This window comes from Virgifigura deserti (genome assembly GCA_003576685.1).
Lineage (GTDB): Bacteria > Pseudomonadota > Alphaproteobacteria > Dongiales > Dongiaceae > Virgifigura > Virgifigura deserti.
On the sequence record QOZR01000011.1, the window covers coordinates 163,365 to 177,173 of the forward strand.

A 13,809-nucleotide genomic window follows, 5' to 3' on the forward strand; every position below is an offset into this window, starting at 1 on the left:
GGTCAGCGCCCTTTGAAGTCGGCCTTGCGTTTCTCGGCAAAGGCCTTGACGCCCTCCTTCGAATCTTCGGATGCCAGTGCCCGCTCATAGGCCGGCAGGTTGCCGCCGCGGATGAGCTGGAAGGCCTCGCGCAGGCTGAGCGCCTCAATCTCGCGCAGCGCCTCCTTCAGCGCCTGGATCGTCAGCGGCGCACCCGATGCGATCAGCTCCGCCCACTCACGCGCCTTCGGCATGAGCTGATCCTTCGGCACGACGGCGTTGACCATTCCGTAACGATGCGCCTCCGCTGCGGTCATGCGGCGGCCGAGGAGAAGCAGCTCGAGTGCGATGTTGTAGGGCAGGCGCCGTGGGATACGCTGGATACCGCCTGAGTCCGGCAGGATGCCGATCGGCAGCTCGGGCATGGCGAATTCGGCATGATCGGCGGCGATGAGCAGGTCGCAGGCGATGGCGAGCTCAAACCCGCCGCCGAGGGCGTGACCGTTGATCGCGGCGATGACCGGTTTGTTCAGGTCCCACAACTCGGTCAGGCCGGCGAACTTGCCCGGACCGTAGTCGAGCTCCCACCACTTGCCCACCTCCTCATTGGCGGCGGCCGCCTTAAGATCCCACCCGGCCGAGAAGATCCGGTCGCCGGCGGCGGTCACGATGCCGACGCGCAGCTCGGGATCGTCGCGCAGCATGACGAATGCGTCGCCGAGCCGGCGGCTCGCTTCGATGTCGATGGCGTTGACCTTCGGCCGATCCAGCGTCACCTCAAGAACATGGCCCCGCCGTTCGACCCGCACCCCGTTTGTCATGTCTTGTTTCTTCGCTCCCTGTCCTGGCTCTTTTGGCAGTCCGAAAGGCAATCTCTCGCCAGCATCGTCAATGAAGGTCCGTCGCGCCACTTGCAGGAAACCGACGCACGCCTGATGCTAAGCGACGAAATCTTCGGTTCGGAGCGGGGGTGATGCTCGCCCTCCTCGTTGATCCATCGAGCATCGGCTTCGAATGCCGGAGATAGAGCCCGAGCGACAGCTGGACCTCGGGCTCACCCGTCGCGGCCTGGGTCGTCAGCCCTTCAAGCGAGTGACCGGGTTTGCCCCATGACCTTCCTTGGAATAACATCGCCGCCGGATCACTTCGCAAAGCTCGACGAGGATGGCCGTGGTGGTGGCGCCGAGGCCGCAGCCCCGCGATCGGTAGAAACGCGCTCGGCGCTGACGGGCGCAGGGATGGAGACAATATTGGACGAATCTTATGCGGTATGAAGCGCCGGAAAGGGTCGAAACAGCGGTGAGTCTGCTGTCGGGCGAGCGCGGGTTGGCGCGAATCCTGGCGGGCGGGACCGACCTGTTGGTCCAGCTCAAGTCGGGCATGGTCGAGCCCGACCTGATCGTTGACATCAAGAAGATCCCCGAAATGCGTCGGATCGGTGCAGAGAACGGTGGCTTTCGCATCGGCGCGGCCGTGCCGAGCGCCGAACTCAGCGAGCATCCGGGGATCAGGGCCCTATGGCCTGGTGTGGTTGAGGCGGCCGGGCTCATCGGCTCGACGCAGATCCAGGGACGCGCGACCATCGTCGGCAACCTATGTAACGCCTCGCCGGCCGCGGACAGCGTTCCCGCCATGATCGTCGCGGGCGCGATCGCAACAGTTGCGGGGCCGCAGGGGCGTCGCGAGCTTCCTGTCGAAGCGATCGCCGCGGGACCCGGCCAAACGTCGCTTGCCAAGGGAGAACTCGTTATCTCCATCTTCCTGCCGGGGCGTCCGCCGCGGTCCGGTGACGCCTATCTGCGGTTCATCCCGCGTACCGAGATGGATATTGCCGTTGTCGGTGTCGGCGTCAGCTTGACGCTGGGCGAGGACGGGCTGTGCACGGCTGCGCGCGTGGCGCTGGGTGCCGTCGCCGTACGGGCGCTGCTCGTTGACGAGGCGGCAGATGCCCTGATCGGCACGGCCGTCGACGAGGCGGCGCTCGAGCGTCTGGCTGCGGCCGCATCCGCCGCCTGCCGGCCGATCGACGACAAGCGCGGCACGAAAGAATTTCGAATCAAGGTCGCCGGCGTCCTTGCGCGCCGTGCCGCCGAGACGGCGTTAGAACGGGCGAGGAGAAACTGATGGCTGGACATCACGTCAGCACGACGATCAACGGCGATGCCTTCGAGTTCGTATGCGAACCGGACGAGACGCTGCTCGACGTCCTGCGCGACCGGCTCTCGCTGACCGGCAGCAAGGAAGGATGTGGTACGGGCGATTGTGGCGCCTGCTCCGTCATCCTCGATGGCCGTCTCGTCTGCTCCTGCCTCGTTCTCGGCGCCGAAGCCGAGGGACGCACCATCGCAACCATCGAAGGCATGGCCGATGGCGACCGGCTGCATCCCCTGCAAAGGAAATTCCTGGAGCATGCGGCGTTGCAATGCGGAATCTGCACGCCGGGGATCCTGGTCGCGGCCAAGGCGCTGCTGGAGAAGCACCCGGACCCGTCCGAGACGGAGATCCGCTATTGGCTCGCCGGCAACCTGTGCCGGTGCACGGGCTATGACAAGATCGTGAGAGCCGTGCTCGACGCGGCTGCAGAGATCAGGGAGGGACGTGATGCCGCGTGACGATGTGACGGCCGAGACACGTCAGTCATTTACCAAGGTTGGAACGCGGCCGCTGCGGCCCGATGGCGTCGACAAGGTCACGGGCCGTGCGCGGTTCGGCGCCGACATGGCGGCGCCCGGCATGCTGATCGGCAAGGTGCTGCGCAGCCCGCATGCGCATGCGCGGATCCGTTCCATCGATACGTCGAAGGCCGAGGCGCTCCCGGGCGTCAAGGCCGTCGTAACGCGCGACGATTTCGCGAACCGGACCGACGAGCTGCGGGATATCCTGGTCAACGTCATGGCGCGCGAGAAGGCGCTCTATGAGGGCCATGCCGTCGCTGCCGTCGCGGCGGTCAGCGCAGCGGTGGCGCGCAAGGCGCTGCGCCTGATCGAGGTCGACTACGAGCTATTGCCTCATGTCATCGACGTCGAAGAGGCGATGCGTCCCGATTCAGTTCTCCTGCATGACGACATGTTCACCGCCGGCGTCGATCCCGTACCGGACCAGCCGTCCAACGTCGCGAAGCGCTGTGAGTTCGGTCACGGCGAAGTCGAGAAGGGCTTTGCGGAAGCAGACATCGTCATCGAGCGCAGCTTCCGGACCGAGGCCTCGCATCAGGGCTATATCGAGCCGCATGCCTGCTTGGCCAGCGTCGGAGCCGACGGACAGGGCGAGCTGTGGTGCTGCACGCAGGGCCATTTCATGGTGCGCGACACCTGCGCGGCGCTCCTCGGCATGGACGTCTCCAGGCTGCGCGTGATCGCTTCCGAGATTGGCGGCGGCTTCGGCGGCAAGACCACGGTGTTCATCGAGCCAGTGGCGCTCACCCTGTCGCGCAAGGCCGGCCGGCCTGTGAAGCTGGTGATGACGCGGGACGAGGTCTTCCGTGCCTCCGGTCCGACCGCCAGCACTAGCGTTTGGGTCAGGATCGGCGTCACCAAGGATGGCCGGATCACAGCCGGCGAAGCGGTGCTCAAATATCAAGGCGGCGCCTTTGCCGGGTCGCCGGTCGAGCCGGGCGCAATGACCGCTTTCGCCTGCTACGATCTGGAAAATGTCAGGGCCATCGGCTACGACGTTGTCACCAATCGGCCGAAGCAAGCGGCCTATCGGGCGCCCGGGGCGCCGATGGCGGCCTTTGCGGTCGAGAGCGTCGTTGCGGAACTCGCCGACAGGATCGGCATGGATCCGATCGAGTTTCGTCTGAAGAACGCTTCCAGGGAAGGTACCCGGTCGGCCTACGGGCCCACCTTCGGTCCGATCGGCCTTGTCGAGACCCTGAAAGCGGCCAAGGCGCATCCGCATTATTCGGCGCCGCTCGGCAACAACCAGGGTCGGGGCGTGGCGAGCGGCTTCTGGTTCAACTTCGGCGGCCAGACTTGCGTGTCGCTCAATATCAACATCGATGGCACGGTCGGGCTGGCCGTCGGGACGCCGGACATCGGCGGTTCGCGCGCGTCCATGTGTTTGATGGCGGCCGAGGAACTCGGCATCGAGTATGACCGGGTGCGGGTCATCGTCGCGGACACGAGTTCGCTGGGCTTCAATGACGTTACCGACGGCAGCCGCGTCACCTTCGCCAGCGGCATGGCAACGATCCAAGCCGCCCGCGATGCGGTGAAGAAGCTCTGCGCGCGCGCCGCGCGGATGTGGGACATCCCGGAAGATGCCGTGGTGTGGGAGGGTGGCTACGCCAAGCCGGCTGGTGCTAACGCCGGCGACTTCCAGCCGCTGTCGCTGAGGGACATTGCCGCGGCAGCCGCAAAGACGGGCGGTCCGATCGCCGGACATTGGGAGTTCAACGCCGAAAATGCTGGGCCGAGCTTCGCGACTCACATCGTCGATGCCGAGGTGGACCCGGAGACGGGGCGTACCTCTATCCTGCGCTACACCGTGGTCCAGGACGCGGGCAAGGCGGTCCATCCAAGCTATGTCGAGGGCCAGTTTCAAGGCGGCGCCGCGCAGGGGATCGGCTGGGCGCTCAACGAGGAGTACATCTACGGCGCGGACGGGAAGCTGCAGAACCCGGGATTCCTGGATTACCGCATGCCGGTCGCGTCCGACCTGCCGATGATCGACACCGTGATCGTCGAGGTGCCCAATCCGGGCCACCCCTATGGCGTGCGCGGCGTTGGCGAGACCTCGATCGTCCCGCCGCTTGCGGCCGTCGCCAATGCGGTTTCGGCGGCGGCCGGCGTGCGCCTCACTTCGCTCCCGATGTCGCCGCCGAAGATCCTCGCGGCTCTCGAGGCGGAGAAAGGGGCGCAGGCGGCTGAGTGATGGTCCAGGTCAGGCTGAGCGGGACTTTCAAGTCGTACGCCGGCGGCCGCGACGCGTTCGAGATCGAAGCGGCCAACGTGCGGCAGCTCCTGGATGGACTCGGAGAAGCCTGTCCGAAGCTCAGGCCGATTCTGGATAAGGGCGTTGCCGTAGCCATTGACGGCGAGATCTACCGCGACTCCTGGTTCCAGTCCCTCCGGCCCGATAGCGAGGTTTTCATCCTTCCGCGCCTTGCCGGCGGATAAAGGCACGCTCCGTCATCCTCAGTGGGGGCGGAGAGTCTCCTCCGCCAATTCGACTTTTCGCTCGGGGAACGCGCAACGTTGCGCGAGCGCGGTGGCTCAGGCGAACGATCGCGGCACGACGACCGACCAGCGGCGCTCAAGGATATCCTGACCATCCTCCGCGGCCGTCAGTCGGGTTTCCAGCCGGCTCGCGCCGTCCGGCGCGACGTCGCAGAGCCGCGCGACCACCATCCCCGTCGGCCGATGCGCCTCGATCTCCAACTCGACTTCCGGCGCAGCCAGGATCGCAACCGCCTTCGGCAGGGGCGCGCTGTCGAAGCATAGTGAGCGAGCGTCGTCCGCCGCCTGATCGTTGGGCATCTCCGGTGCCAGGCCGGAGGCCAGATAAGGCATCCATTCCCCCGCCGTTTCGCCGATATCTTGCGGCGTATCAAGTGTGACCCGGGTCTCGGTTTCCGGCCTTTCGCTCAGCCCCGATCGGTTCAATGTCAGGCGCCAAGTCTCGAGCCGCGGCGAGGGCCAGGCATCTTCCGTCACCCAGCGGCCGGACTGCTCGGCGGGAACGGCGCTTGGCCTGTTCCCGTCGGGCAGCCAGGCGGTGAGCATGGGCTCATCCATGTTCCCGGTCTCGCGGCCCTTCAGCCAGTGGTCGAACCAGCGCAGCGCCTCTTGAATATAGCCAATGGCCGGTCCCGGGAGCCCGAGATGCGGGTAGCGGTGTGCCCACGGTCCAATCAGACCCCTGCGCGGCGCGGGGGTCTTCTCGAGCAACCGCAGGACCACACCGACGAAGCCCGGATCGGCCCAGCCGCTTTCCACGTAAACCGGACAGGTGAGCCGTTCGTAAGAATCCAGCACCGACTCCTGCCGCCAATAAGCGTCCCGGGTCGGGTGACGCAGCCACGCCTCGCCATATACTGCAGCCTGCTCCAGACGCTCGACCCAGATCGACCGCCATTCCGGCCCGACAAGGGCAGGGTCGGGCGGTCGCGGAGGAATAATCAAGACCTGTGGATCGGCGTGTCACGCGACTTGCTGATCACCACCCTCTGATCCGTTGGGTCGTTCGATGAGCTTGCCGTTCTTGAATACCGCGCCGGAACGGACCAGCGCGACGAGGTGGGGTGCGTTGACGGCCCGCCACCGGGCCTGCGCTGATTCGGTGAGCTTGAACGCCATCGCGACACCGGCGGCGCGGGAGCCAGCGCCCTTGGTGACTCGCTGGCGAAGCCTGACGGTGGCGAGGAAGTTCCACGACAACGCCGTGAGGTCCCTCCCGGAGGAGCGCGCGGCCGAGATCGCAGCCCGAACGCTCGCCCTTCCTGACGCTCAGAGCGTCGAGGATCTCACCGCACTGCTGACCTCGGCGGGGGAGCGCTGAGGTCGAGACAGTTACCGCTCCTGGACTGTGTAGGTCAGGTGGGTCACCCGCTGCGTCGGCTCCGCGCGGACCGGCTCCAGGGCCACGCGGCCCGCGTCCACGCCCTCGAACAGGCGGATTCCGGAGCCGAACAGCACGGGTGAGAGCGCGATCGAGAACTCGTCGACCAGGCCGGCGTTCACGTACTCCAGAATCGTTGCGCCGCCGCCCGCGATGCGGACGTCTCGGTCGCCGGCGGCCTCGCGGGCCTGGTCGAGCGCGGACTCGATGCCGTCGTTGACGAAGTGGAAGGTGGTCCCACCCGGCCGCTCCCAGGGAGCACGCTTCTCGTGCGTCACGACGAACACCGGCGTGTGGAACGGCGCCTCCTCCGGCCACGCCTGCTCGCCGGCATCGAACATGCGCTTGCCCATCACGCTCGCGCCGGTGCGCTCGAACGTCTCCCGCACAATGTCGTTGTCGCGCCCCTCCTCGCCGCCCTCGCCGAGCTTCAGGTTCTCCCGGATGAACCGCTGCGGGAACATCCACTGCTGCAGTTCCATCCACTGCTGCCCCATCAAGTCCTCGAGGGACTCGGGCGCGATGAAACCGTCCAGCGACATCGACACGCTGAAGAACACCTTTCCGGCCATCAGTCCTCAACTCCCTTCCGAACGATCTCGGTGACATAGGCAGCCAGCTTGCTCAGGGTCTGCTGGCCGCCCTCGATCGCGTGGTACTTCTCGACCGCCTCGTCGCGCAGTTCCTTGGTGGGGAACACCGTGCGCATCTCGATCCGGGTCGCCGCGCCGTCGGGCGCGAACGTGAGGACGGACTCGAAAGCGTTCGGGTCGCCGCGGGACTCACCGTGCAGCATCGCGATCCGCTCCGGCGGGGCGATCTCGGTCCAGGAGATCCACTCCTGGTAGTCCGTCCCGTCCGGTCCGTGCATCACGAAGTCCCACTCCCCGCCGACGCGGAACTCGAACGCCCGCGTGGTGGTGGTGAACCCCTTCGGTCCCCACCATCGCGACAGGTGCCGGACTTCGGTGAACGCCTCGAACACCAGCTCCCGTGGGGCACTGATGACCCGGGAGATAACGATCTCGCGGTCGGCCGTCGCTGACTGCGCCGGCGCGTCCCGTCCTGTCGCTGCCATCGGTCACTCCTCCTGCCTTGCCTGCTTGAGGTCCTGCACGTACGCGTCCAGGCGGTCGAAGCTCTCGTTCCAGAACCGCTCGAACCCGCCGGTCCACTCGTGGACCGGTCGCAGCCCGCGGGCGTCAAGGTCGTACAGGCGCTGCTTGCCTGCCTTGCGGTCCCGCACCAGCCCGACCTCCCGGAGCACCCGCAGGTGTTTGGACGTCCCCGGCTGGGTCATCCCCAACTCCTGGGCCAATTCGGTCACCGGCCGCTCACCCGCCCGCAGCAGTACCAGGATCTCCCGGCGCTGCGGCTCGGCGATCGCGTTGAAGACGTCCGACGTCGTCGCTGCTCGTGCCATGGGCGCCATTATATGCCGATATAGGCATGCGTCAAGTCAGAGGAATCAGGCGGGTCTTGTCAGATGACGATCGCGCCAGCAGAACCACCAGGATCTGCGCGCCGACCAGCGGCAGCCCGGTCAGCCAGTGCACGCCGGTGGTGGCCAGCTCGAGGCCGGGGTCGAACGACGACACCGCCAGCAGGTCGTTGCCGGCGAAGAACAGCGGGATCCACTGACGGGCAATCTCGCGCGTCCGTTGGGGTAGATCGGTAGCGTGCCCCCGTGCCCCATAGATTCTCCTCGCGCGCCCGTGTCGCTCGACACCGTCGATCCGACGGACCGCGGCGGACGCCACGGACGTAGCTCCACGGACGTAGCTCCACGGACGTAGCTAAGGAGCATTGTCGCCAGAACGGGAGACGGAACGTCAAGGGCCGTAGGGCGATTTCGCATCGCGGCAAGGGGAGTGATTGTATAGGCTTGAGACAAACTGATCGTGCAGGGCTCGCTCGGGGCGAGGCTGCACGGCTCGACGAGGTGGCACTGGGGAGGATCGCGATGCCTTGGGACGACGAATTGAAGCAGCCGGTGGACGGATGGGATGTAACGCGCCGCGAGTTCATGGGCCGGGCTGCCGCGCTCGGCGTCTCGACCGCGCTCGCGACATCTCTGGTGGGCGCGCCCGTCCGCGCGCAGACGGGGCCGCAGAAGGGCGGCAATCTGAAGCTTGGCATCGACGGCGCCGAATCGACCGATAGCCTGGATCCGGCGACCGTCAGTTCCACCTATCCCGGCGTGGTCACGATGCAGTGGGGCAACTGCCTGGTCGAGATCGACGCGAACAACGAAGCGATTCCCGAACTGGCCGAGAGCTGGGAGCCGAATGCGGATGCGACGCAGTGGGTGTTCAAGCTGCGCAAAGGCGTTCAGTTCCACAACGGCAAGGAGATGACCGCGGCCGATGTGGTCCACTCGATCAATTATCATCGAAACGAGAAGTCCGAGTCCGGCGCCAAGGGCTACCTTGAGCCGATCGCCGACGTGAAGGCGAGCGATACGCACGAGGTGACCATCACGATGGCGACGCGGCACGCGGACGTGCCCTACATCATGGCCGATTTCCATCTGGTGATCATGCCGGAGGACTCGGATCCGGCATCCGGCATCGGCACGGGTGCCTTCGTGATCGAGGCCTTCGAGCCGGGCCTGCGCACCGTTGCCACGCGCAACCCGAACTATTGGAAAGAGGGTCGCGGCCACGTCGATCGCGTGGAGACGCTGGCGATCAATGACCTCACGGCGCGCACCAGCGCTCTGCAAACCGGGTCGGTCCACTTCATCAGCCGGGTGGACCCCAAGACGGTATCGCTGCTTGAAAGGGCGCCGAACGTCACGGTGCTTAACGTTCCCAGTGCCGCGCACTACACGTTTCCGATGCGTTGCGACATCCCGCCGTTCGATAATGTCGACCTGCGGCTGGCGCTGAAGCACGCCGTTGACCGGCAGGACATCGTCGACAAGATCCTGCGCGGTTACGGCAAGGTCGGCAACGACCATCCGATTCCGGAGTTCGACCCGTTCTATGCCGCGGACTTGCCGCAGCATGAGTTCGATCCGGACAAGGCCAAGCATCATTTCCGGAAAGCCGGCGTCGACGGGCCGGTCGTCCTCTACATATCCGACGCGGCGTTCACCGGCGCCACGGATGCGGCGATCCTGTTCAAGGAACATGCGGCCAGGGCCGGGATCGCCATCGAGGTGCAGCGCACGCCGGAGGACGGCTACTGGTCGGATGTCTGGATGCAGAAGCCCTTCTTCGGGTCCTACTGGACGGGACGGCCGACCGCGGACCTGATGCTGTCGGTGGCCTACAAGTCGGACGCACCCTGGAACGAGGCGTTTTGGAAACGCGAGGACTTCGACAAGGTACTGGCCGCCGCCCGCGGCGAGCTCGATTCCGGTAAGCGCAAGCAGATGTACCATGACCTGCAGGAAATGATCTGGCGGGATGGCGGCCAGCTCATCCCGATGTTCAATAACGTGCTCTTTGCCGGCCGTAACGATCTGGGTGGCTTCGTCCCGTCACCGGTCATGACCGGTCTGCGCGTCGCAGAACAACTATACTTCGCTGGCTAGAGTCCGATCCGATCATATCGAACCGATGTGATCGATGAATCAGCCTCTAATTATTTGAGCGAGAGGGCGATTCACCGATCAGGTTGATCCAACCTGATCGGACATCGGATCTCCTCACGCAATTCGTTGGACCGGGTGGAACACGGTCGGTCGCTCCAGCTCGCATATTGGTTCGCATGTCGACGCGGGATCCGAGCGCGCTCAGGATCTGCGTGACCCAAGCGAACCTCTCAGGAAGGCGAGGAAGCGGGGATCGGCGCCATAGGCGTATTGACCCGCGTGGCCGCTCGTCGCCGGGGGGGGACGGTCGGGGCGAAACACCTGGCCCGGCGAAAGAAAGATACTTTAGGCGTTCTCCGGATAGGCCATGACCAGGCCGAAATGGATGGGATCAGATGGCCCGCCCTTCGTCGACGAGGTGCGGAAGGAACTTTCATGTACAGGTGACGTTCGCGAGACGGGGGCAAGATATGGTCAGGGAGGCTGCCCATGCTGAGGCATCTGCTTGCGACCACCGGCATCCTGATCGCGCTCGGCGCTCCTGCCTTCGCCGAAGAGCCGGCGGCCGGCGCCACGGATCAGACTACTACGACAGGCACGACCGCCCAGACGGACACCCAGACGGACGCCCAGGGCACTGTGCGGCCGGATCCGGAGGGGGCGACAGGGAGCACCGCAGCGGGCGGTATCACACCGCCCGCCAAGGAGATCATCCCCGATACCCCGTCGGAGGACGAAGCGGCAATCGAACCGCAGGACCTCGACGCGACCGGAGCGCCCGAGATGGGGCAGGCGACGCAGTCCGGTGCGGCTGGAAGCGGAGTCGTCAGCAGGGAGGTGATCCAGGAGTTGCGGCAGATGGCCTTGGAAGCCGAGAAGGAAGCCGCGAAGCCGCCCGAGACCAAGACCGAGGAGGAGATTGCGGCCGAGCGTGAGGCGATCGAGCGCCATCGGACGGGGCTGTTCGGGCGCGTGGACGAACGCTCGTAGCCGACCGAACCCGCATTCTGACCGATTTCATCGACGCTTCGCTGCGGGAGCGCCGAACGGGCTTGACCCGATCCGTTGCGTCGCCGCCAAATAGGCCTGGGCCTACATGTAGGTCTGGGCCTATTGTGAAAGCGGGGCAGATGATGATTTCTCGAGATCCCGGCCGCGTTGCGGCACGATGACGACGCCGTCGCTTCCGCCGGTCTACCGCCCGATCGTCCTTGGCGGTCGGGAAGATCCCTTTGCCCATGCACAGAAGGCCGCGGCGGCGGGCGCGGCCGATGGAACGCTCGTCTGGAGTCGCCGCCCGGACCGGTTCGACTGCGCCGTGATCCTCGCTCCTGATGCACCTCTGGGTTCGTCGCTGCGCGTCAGCTATGTCGCGCTGCTCGGCCTGGGCGACGCGCTGGGCACTCTGGCGCCGCCGGTGACCGCCGTCACCTTCGGCTGGCCGGACCGCCTCGAGGTCAATGGAGCGACGGCCGGTGGAGTGCGGCTCGCGGCGGCCGAAGCAGACGACTCTGGCGACGCGGTGCCCGCCTGGATGGTGGTCGGCGCCACCGTGGCGATCAGCAATGAAAGCGAAGATGAGGAGCCGGGACGGGATCTCGCGCGAACCACGCTCAGGGATGAGGGTTGCGGCGAGATCGAGGCCGCCGCGTTGCTCGAAAGCTTCGGCCGTCACTTCCTCGCCTGGGTCAATCGCTGGCAGGAGGACGGCTTCGGACCGGTGCGCGAGGCGTGGCTGAACCGCGCCGCCGCCCGCGGCCAACCTGTCGAGTTCGACCTTGCCGGCGAGAGCCTGTCCGGAACCTTCGCCGGTCTCGACGAAGCCGGCGGCCTGCTGCTCGTCGAGGCGGCCCGGACCAGAACGGTCCCCTTGACGCCGGCGTTGAGTGCCGCCTCCTGGTCGCTGTAATGTGGGCGCTGTGATGCGATTCCTGCGGACCATCCGGCTCGATTCCTCCGACGAGTCCGTCTTTCCGACGGCGGCCCGGTCCGGCGAGTGGGCGGTCTCGGGAGCCTTCGCCTTTGCCGATGCCGATCCGGCAGTGCTGGCCGGCAAGGAGCGGCAGGCCTTCACCAATGGATTCCTCGGCACGGAAAGCTTCGGCTGGTCGACGCTGGCGATCGTCAGCGAGATCGAACGGGCGGACTATGAGGCGGTGGTCGTCGCGCTTGCCGGGCATTTCGTCGCGCGCTACGGCGCGCCGGATCTGGCTGCGGCCCTGCCGGCCGCCCGCGCGGAGGCGGACTTCGCCGCAAGCCTCTGCGAGCACAAGGTCAACACCCTGATCGCGGTCGAGCGCTCGTTCGGCGACTCCGGTATCGTCGAACGCTTCCGCGCGATCAAACCGCCGCGCGAGCCGGCGCATGCCCGGATCTGGCAGATCGTGGAGGCGGAGGATGCCTGACTTCTGGCTGACCTCCGGCTTCCATCTCCTGCAACGGAACGGCAATGGCGGCCTCACCGTCACCGACGCCTTTCTCCGTGCCTATTTTGGGCGACAGGAACTTCAGCCGATCGCGGAGTCCTGCGCCGCCGAGCGCGCGCTCCATGCAGAGTTGCTGGCCGATCCGCGGCGGCCCGTGCCGGCCGAGCGGCTGGCGGCGCTTGCCGATCCCGATGCGCGCGACAACTACCGGGCCGTCCTGCAATTCCGCGACCTGCTGCTGGCGCATGACACCGTCGAGGGCTGCTACCTTGCGCTATTCCGGGGCGGGCATGTGGCTGTCCCGCCGCTGTTCGTCGATCAGCTCGCGCACGTCATTCTGCGCAACCTTCTCGACGGCTGCGACGACCCGATCCGCCTGCGCGCGGCGGAAGCGCTGTTTCGCAGCCAGAAAGTCAGCCTGCAGGACGGCGCGATCCTGCTGGCCGATGAAGAGGTGGTCGAAATGCATGCGTCGGGTGCGTCCCTCGGCCCACTCGAACGGCTCATCGCCGACAGCGGCATGCCGGTGCGCCAGGTCGATCTCGACGTGCTCGATCGCGCCAACGCCGCGCTCTATTGGGAGCGCAGCGATCGCTTCGATATGGTGCTCAATGTCAGCTTCACCCGTCCTGGCCTGGATGCTCTCTGCCGGGTGATGGAGGCATGGACCGAGCATTTCCTCGGCGTCGGCGTCGAGATCCATTCGGTGCAGACGATCCGCGACGAACGCTGGGCCTGGCATATCGGTCTCGACGCCGAGGCGAGCGGTCTCCTGAACGATCTTTATGCCGGCAAGACGGTGGAGGAGGCGCGGTTGGCGCGGCTTCTCTCGCTGTTCCGGCTGGAATTCCGTGATCCCGCGGCCATGCTGCCGCAGGTCGCCGGACGCCCGGTCTATCTCGGTATGGCGATGACACCGGATAATCGGCTGCGGTTAAAGCCGCAGAACCTGCTGGTCAACCTGCCTCTGGCGAAGGCGGCGTGACGGCGGCCTTTCTCGACCGCCCGGCCGCGCGCGTTCTGGCGCTGCTCTGCTTCGCCCTGTGTGTCGCCCTTCTGGCCTATATCCACCGCGACGATCTGTTCCCGAGGGCGGTGCCGGAGACCGCCGGGAATGATCTCTTCGCCAGATGCTTCGCGGAGCGCGCCGCTGGGATCGACAAGATGCGCGCGGAAGGCGTGATCGACGAGTCGCAGGAGGCGCTGTTCAAGAGCCGCGCCGAGGCCCTGTGCCGCGCCCAGACGCAAGAGGACGGACTTCCGCCCGGCGCGCCGCCGCTGCCCCAATAGGCTCGCCCAGTA

At 66.3% G+C, this 13,809-nt stretch carries 16 protein-coding genes and 1 pseudogene; 10 read left to right on the plus strand and 7 right to left on the minus strand.

All coding sequences use genetic code 11. The features are described 5' to 3' along the window. Window positions 1-2: 2 nt before the first annotated feature. Window positions 3-800, minus strand: a complete 798-nt coding sequence (locus DT069_RS18960; protein ID WP_119461900.1) for an enoyl-CoA hydratase-related protein — start codon at window positions 798-800, stop codon at window positions 3-5. Window positions 801-1,242: 442 nt separating this feature from the next. Here DT069_RS18960 and DT069_RS18965 point away from each other — a divergent pair, with 442 nt between their 5' ends. From DT069_RS18965 to DT069_RS18980, 4 genes are read left to right on the plus strand one after another with little or no spacing between them, the layout of a single operon-like run. Further along, entirely contained in the window at window positions 1,243-2,103 is an 861-nt protein-coding gene (locus tag DT069_RS18965; RefSeq protein ID WP_119461901.1) for an FAD binding domain-containing protein, read from the plus strand. Further along, window positions 2,103-2,591 carry a (2Fe-2S)-binding protein gene (locus tag DT069_RS18970; RefSeq protein ID WP_119461902.1) on the plus strand — a complete coding sequence of 163 codons (489 nt, stop codon included), beginning with the start codon at window positions 2,103-2,105 and terminating at the stop codon, window positions 2,589-2,591. Before DT069_RS18965 ends, DT069_RS18970 begins: the two co-directional genes overlap by 1 nt. Then, window positions 2,581-4,854, plus strand: coding sequence for a xanthine dehydrogenase family protein molybdopterin-binding subunit (locus DT069_RS18975; RefSeq protein WP_119461903.1), 2,274 nt, complete (start codon window positions 2,581-2,583; stop codon window positions 4,852-4,854). The genes DT069_RS18970 and DT069_RS18975 overlap by 11 nt, the downstream gene beginning before the upstream one ends. After that, entirely contained in the window at window positions 4,854-5,099 is a 246-nt protein-coding gene (locus DT069_RS18980) for a MoaD/ThiS family protein (RefSeq protein ID WP_119461904.1), read from the plus strand. Before DT069_RS18975 ends, DT069_RS18980 begins: the two co-directional genes overlap by 1 nt. A gap of 96 nt (window positions 5,100-5,195) precedes the next feature. On the opposite strand, the gene DT069_RS18985 is transcribed toward DT069_RS18980, so the two are convergent. The 6 genes and pseudogenes from DT069_RS18985 to DT069_RS19010 form a co-directional block, all read right to left on the minus strand. Continuing rightward, window positions 5,196-6,104, minus strand: coding sequence for a CocE/NonD family hydrolase (locus tag DT069_RS18985; RefSeq protein ID WP_119461905.1), 909 nt, complete (start codon window positions 6,102-6,104; stop codon window positions 5,196-5,198). Between the two features lie 18 nt (window positions 6,105-6,122). Further along, window positions 6,123-6,341 (minus strand): annotated as a pseudogene (locus DT069_RS18990) (hypothetical protein); the annotation flags it as partial. 150 nt (window positions 6,342-6,491) lie between these two features. Then, window positions 6,492-7,112 (minus strand): dihydrofolate reductase family protein, encoded by a 621-nt coding sequence (locus tag DT069_RS18995; RefSeq protein WP_119461906.1) that lies wholly within the window; start codon window positions 7,110-7,112, stop codon window positions 6,492-6,494. Beyond that, complete coding sequence (locus DT069_RS19000; RefSeq protein ID WP_119461907.1) at window positions 7,112-7,618, minus strand: SRPBCC family protein; 507 nt, start codon at window positions 7,616-7,618, stop codon at window positions 7,112-7,114. The genes DT069_RS18995 and DT069_RS19000 overlap by 1 nt, the downstream gene beginning before the upstream one ends. Window positions 7,619-7,621: 3 nt before the next feature. Further along, on the minus strand, window positions 7,622-7,963 hold the full coding sequence (locus tag DT069_RS19005) for an ArsR/SmtB family transcription factor (RefSeq protein ID WP_119461942.1): 342 nt from the start codon (window positions 7,961-7,963) through the stop codon (window positions 7,622-7,624). Between the two features lie 31 nt (window positions 7,964-7,994). Beyond that, window positions 7,995-8,300 (minus strand): hypothetical protein, encoded by a 306-nt coding sequence (locus tag DT069_RS19010; RefSeq protein ID WP_119461908.1) that lies wholly within the window; start codon window positions 8,298-8,300, stop codon window positions 7,995-7,997. Window positions 8,301-8,503: 203 nt separating this feature from the next. Here DT069_RS19010 and DT069_RS19015 point away from each other — a divergent pair, with 203 nt between their 5' ends. From DT069_RS19015 to DT069_RS19040, 6 genes are all read left to right on the plus strand, one after another. After that, window positions 8,504-10,081, plus strand: a complete 1,578-nt coding sequence (locus DT069_RS19015) for an ABC transporter substrate-binding protein (RefSeq protein ID WP_119461909.1) — start codon at window positions 8,504-8,506, stop codon at window positions 10,079-10,081. A 489-nt stretch (window positions 10,082-10,570) separates the two neighbouring features. Then, window positions 10,571-11,071 (plus strand): hypothetical protein, encoded by a 501-nt coding sequence (locus DT069_RS19020; RefSeq protein WP_119461910.1) that lies wholly within the window; start codon window positions 10,571-10,573, stop codon window positions 11,069-11,071. Between the two features lie 178 nt (window positions 11,072-11,249). After that, window positions 11,250-11,990 (plus strand): biotin/lipoate--protein ligase family protein, encoded by a 741-nt coding sequence (locus DT069_RS19025; RefSeq protein WP_119461911.1) that lies wholly within the window; start codon window positions 11,250-11,252, stop codon window positions 11,988-11,990. A gap of 13 nt (window positions 11,991-12,003) precedes the next feature. Continuing rightward, window positions 12,004-12,486 carry a DUF6505 family protein gene (locus DT069_RS19030; RefSeq protein ID WP_119461912.1) on the plus strand — a complete coding sequence of 161 codons (483 nt, stop codon included), beginning with the start codon at window positions 12,004-12,006 and terminating at the stop codon, window positions 12,484-12,486. Beyond that, a complete protein-coding gene (locus DT069_RS19035) occupies window positions 12,479-13,492 on the plus strand; it encodes a DUF6352 family protein (protein WP_119461913.1) in 1,014 nt (337 codons plus the stop codon). The genes DT069_RS19030 and DT069_RS19035 overlap by 8 nt, the downstream gene beginning before the upstream one ends. Further along, a complete protein-coding gene (locus tag DT069_RS19040; protein WP_119461914.1) occupies window positions 13,489-13,797 on the plus strand; it encodes a hypothetical protein in 309 nt (102 codons plus the stop codon). The genes DT069_RS19035 and DT069_RS19040 overlap by 4 nt, the downstream gene beginning before the upstream one ends. The last annotated feature ends 12 nt before the right edge of the window (window positions 13,798-13,809 follow it).

Excerpts from the sequence above, each read along its gene's own strand:
- DT069_RS19005 (WP_119461942.1), bottom strand. The coding sequence starts at position 7,963 with ATGGCACGAGCAGCGACGACGTCGGACGTCTTCAACGCGATCGCCGAG.
- DT069_RS18960 (WP_119461900.1), bottom strand. The coding sequence starts at position 800 with ATGACAAACGGGGTGCGGGTCGAACGGCGGGGCCATGTTCTTGAGGTG.
- DT069_RS18975 (WP_119461903.1), top strand. The coding sequence starts at position 2,581 with ATGCCGCGTGACGATGTGACGGCCGAGACACGTCAGTCATTTACCAAG.
- DT069_RS18995 (WP_119461906.1), bottom strand. The coding sequence starts at position 7,112 with ATGGCCGGAAAGGTGTTCTTCAGCGTGTCGATGTCGCTGGACGGTTTC.
- DT069_RS19020 (WP_119461910.1), top strand. The coding sequence starts at position 10,571 with ATGCTGAGGCATCTGCTTGCGACCACCGGCATCCTGATCGCGCTCGGC.
- DT069_RS18980 (WP_119461904.1), top strand. The coding sequence starts at position 4,854 with ATGGTCCAGGTCAGGCTGAGCGGGACTTTCAAGTCGTACGCCGGCGGC.
- DT069_RS19030 (WP_119461912.1), top strand. The coding sequence starts at position 12,004 with ATGCGATTCCTGCGGACCATCCGGCTCGATTCCTCCGACGAGTCCGTC.
- DT069_RS18970 (WP_119461902.1), top strand. The coding sequence starts at position 2,103 with ATGGCTGGACATCACGTCAGCACGACGATCAACGGCGATGCCTTCGAG.
- DT069_RS18965 (WP_119461901.1), top strand. The coding sequence starts at position 1,243 with ATGCGGTATGAAGCGCCGGAAAGGGTCGAAACAGCGGTGAGTCTGCTG.
- DT069_RS19035 (WP_119461913.1), top strand. The coding sequence starts at position 12,479 with ATGCCTGACTTCTGGCTGACCTCCGGCTTCCATCTCCTGCAACGGAAC.
- DT069_RS19015 (WP_119461909.1), top strand. The coding sequence starts at position 8,504 with ATGCCTTGGGACGACGAATTGAAGCAGCCGGTGGACGGATGGGATGTA.
- DT069_RS19025 (WP_119461911.1), top strand. The coding sequence starts at position 11,250 with ATGACGACGCCGTCGCTTCCGCCGGTCTACCGCCCGATCGTCCTTGGC.
- DT069_RS19000 (WP_119461907.1), bottom strand. The coding sequence starts at position 7,618 with ATGGCAGCGACAGGACGGGACGCGCCGGCGCAGTCAGCGACGGCCGAC.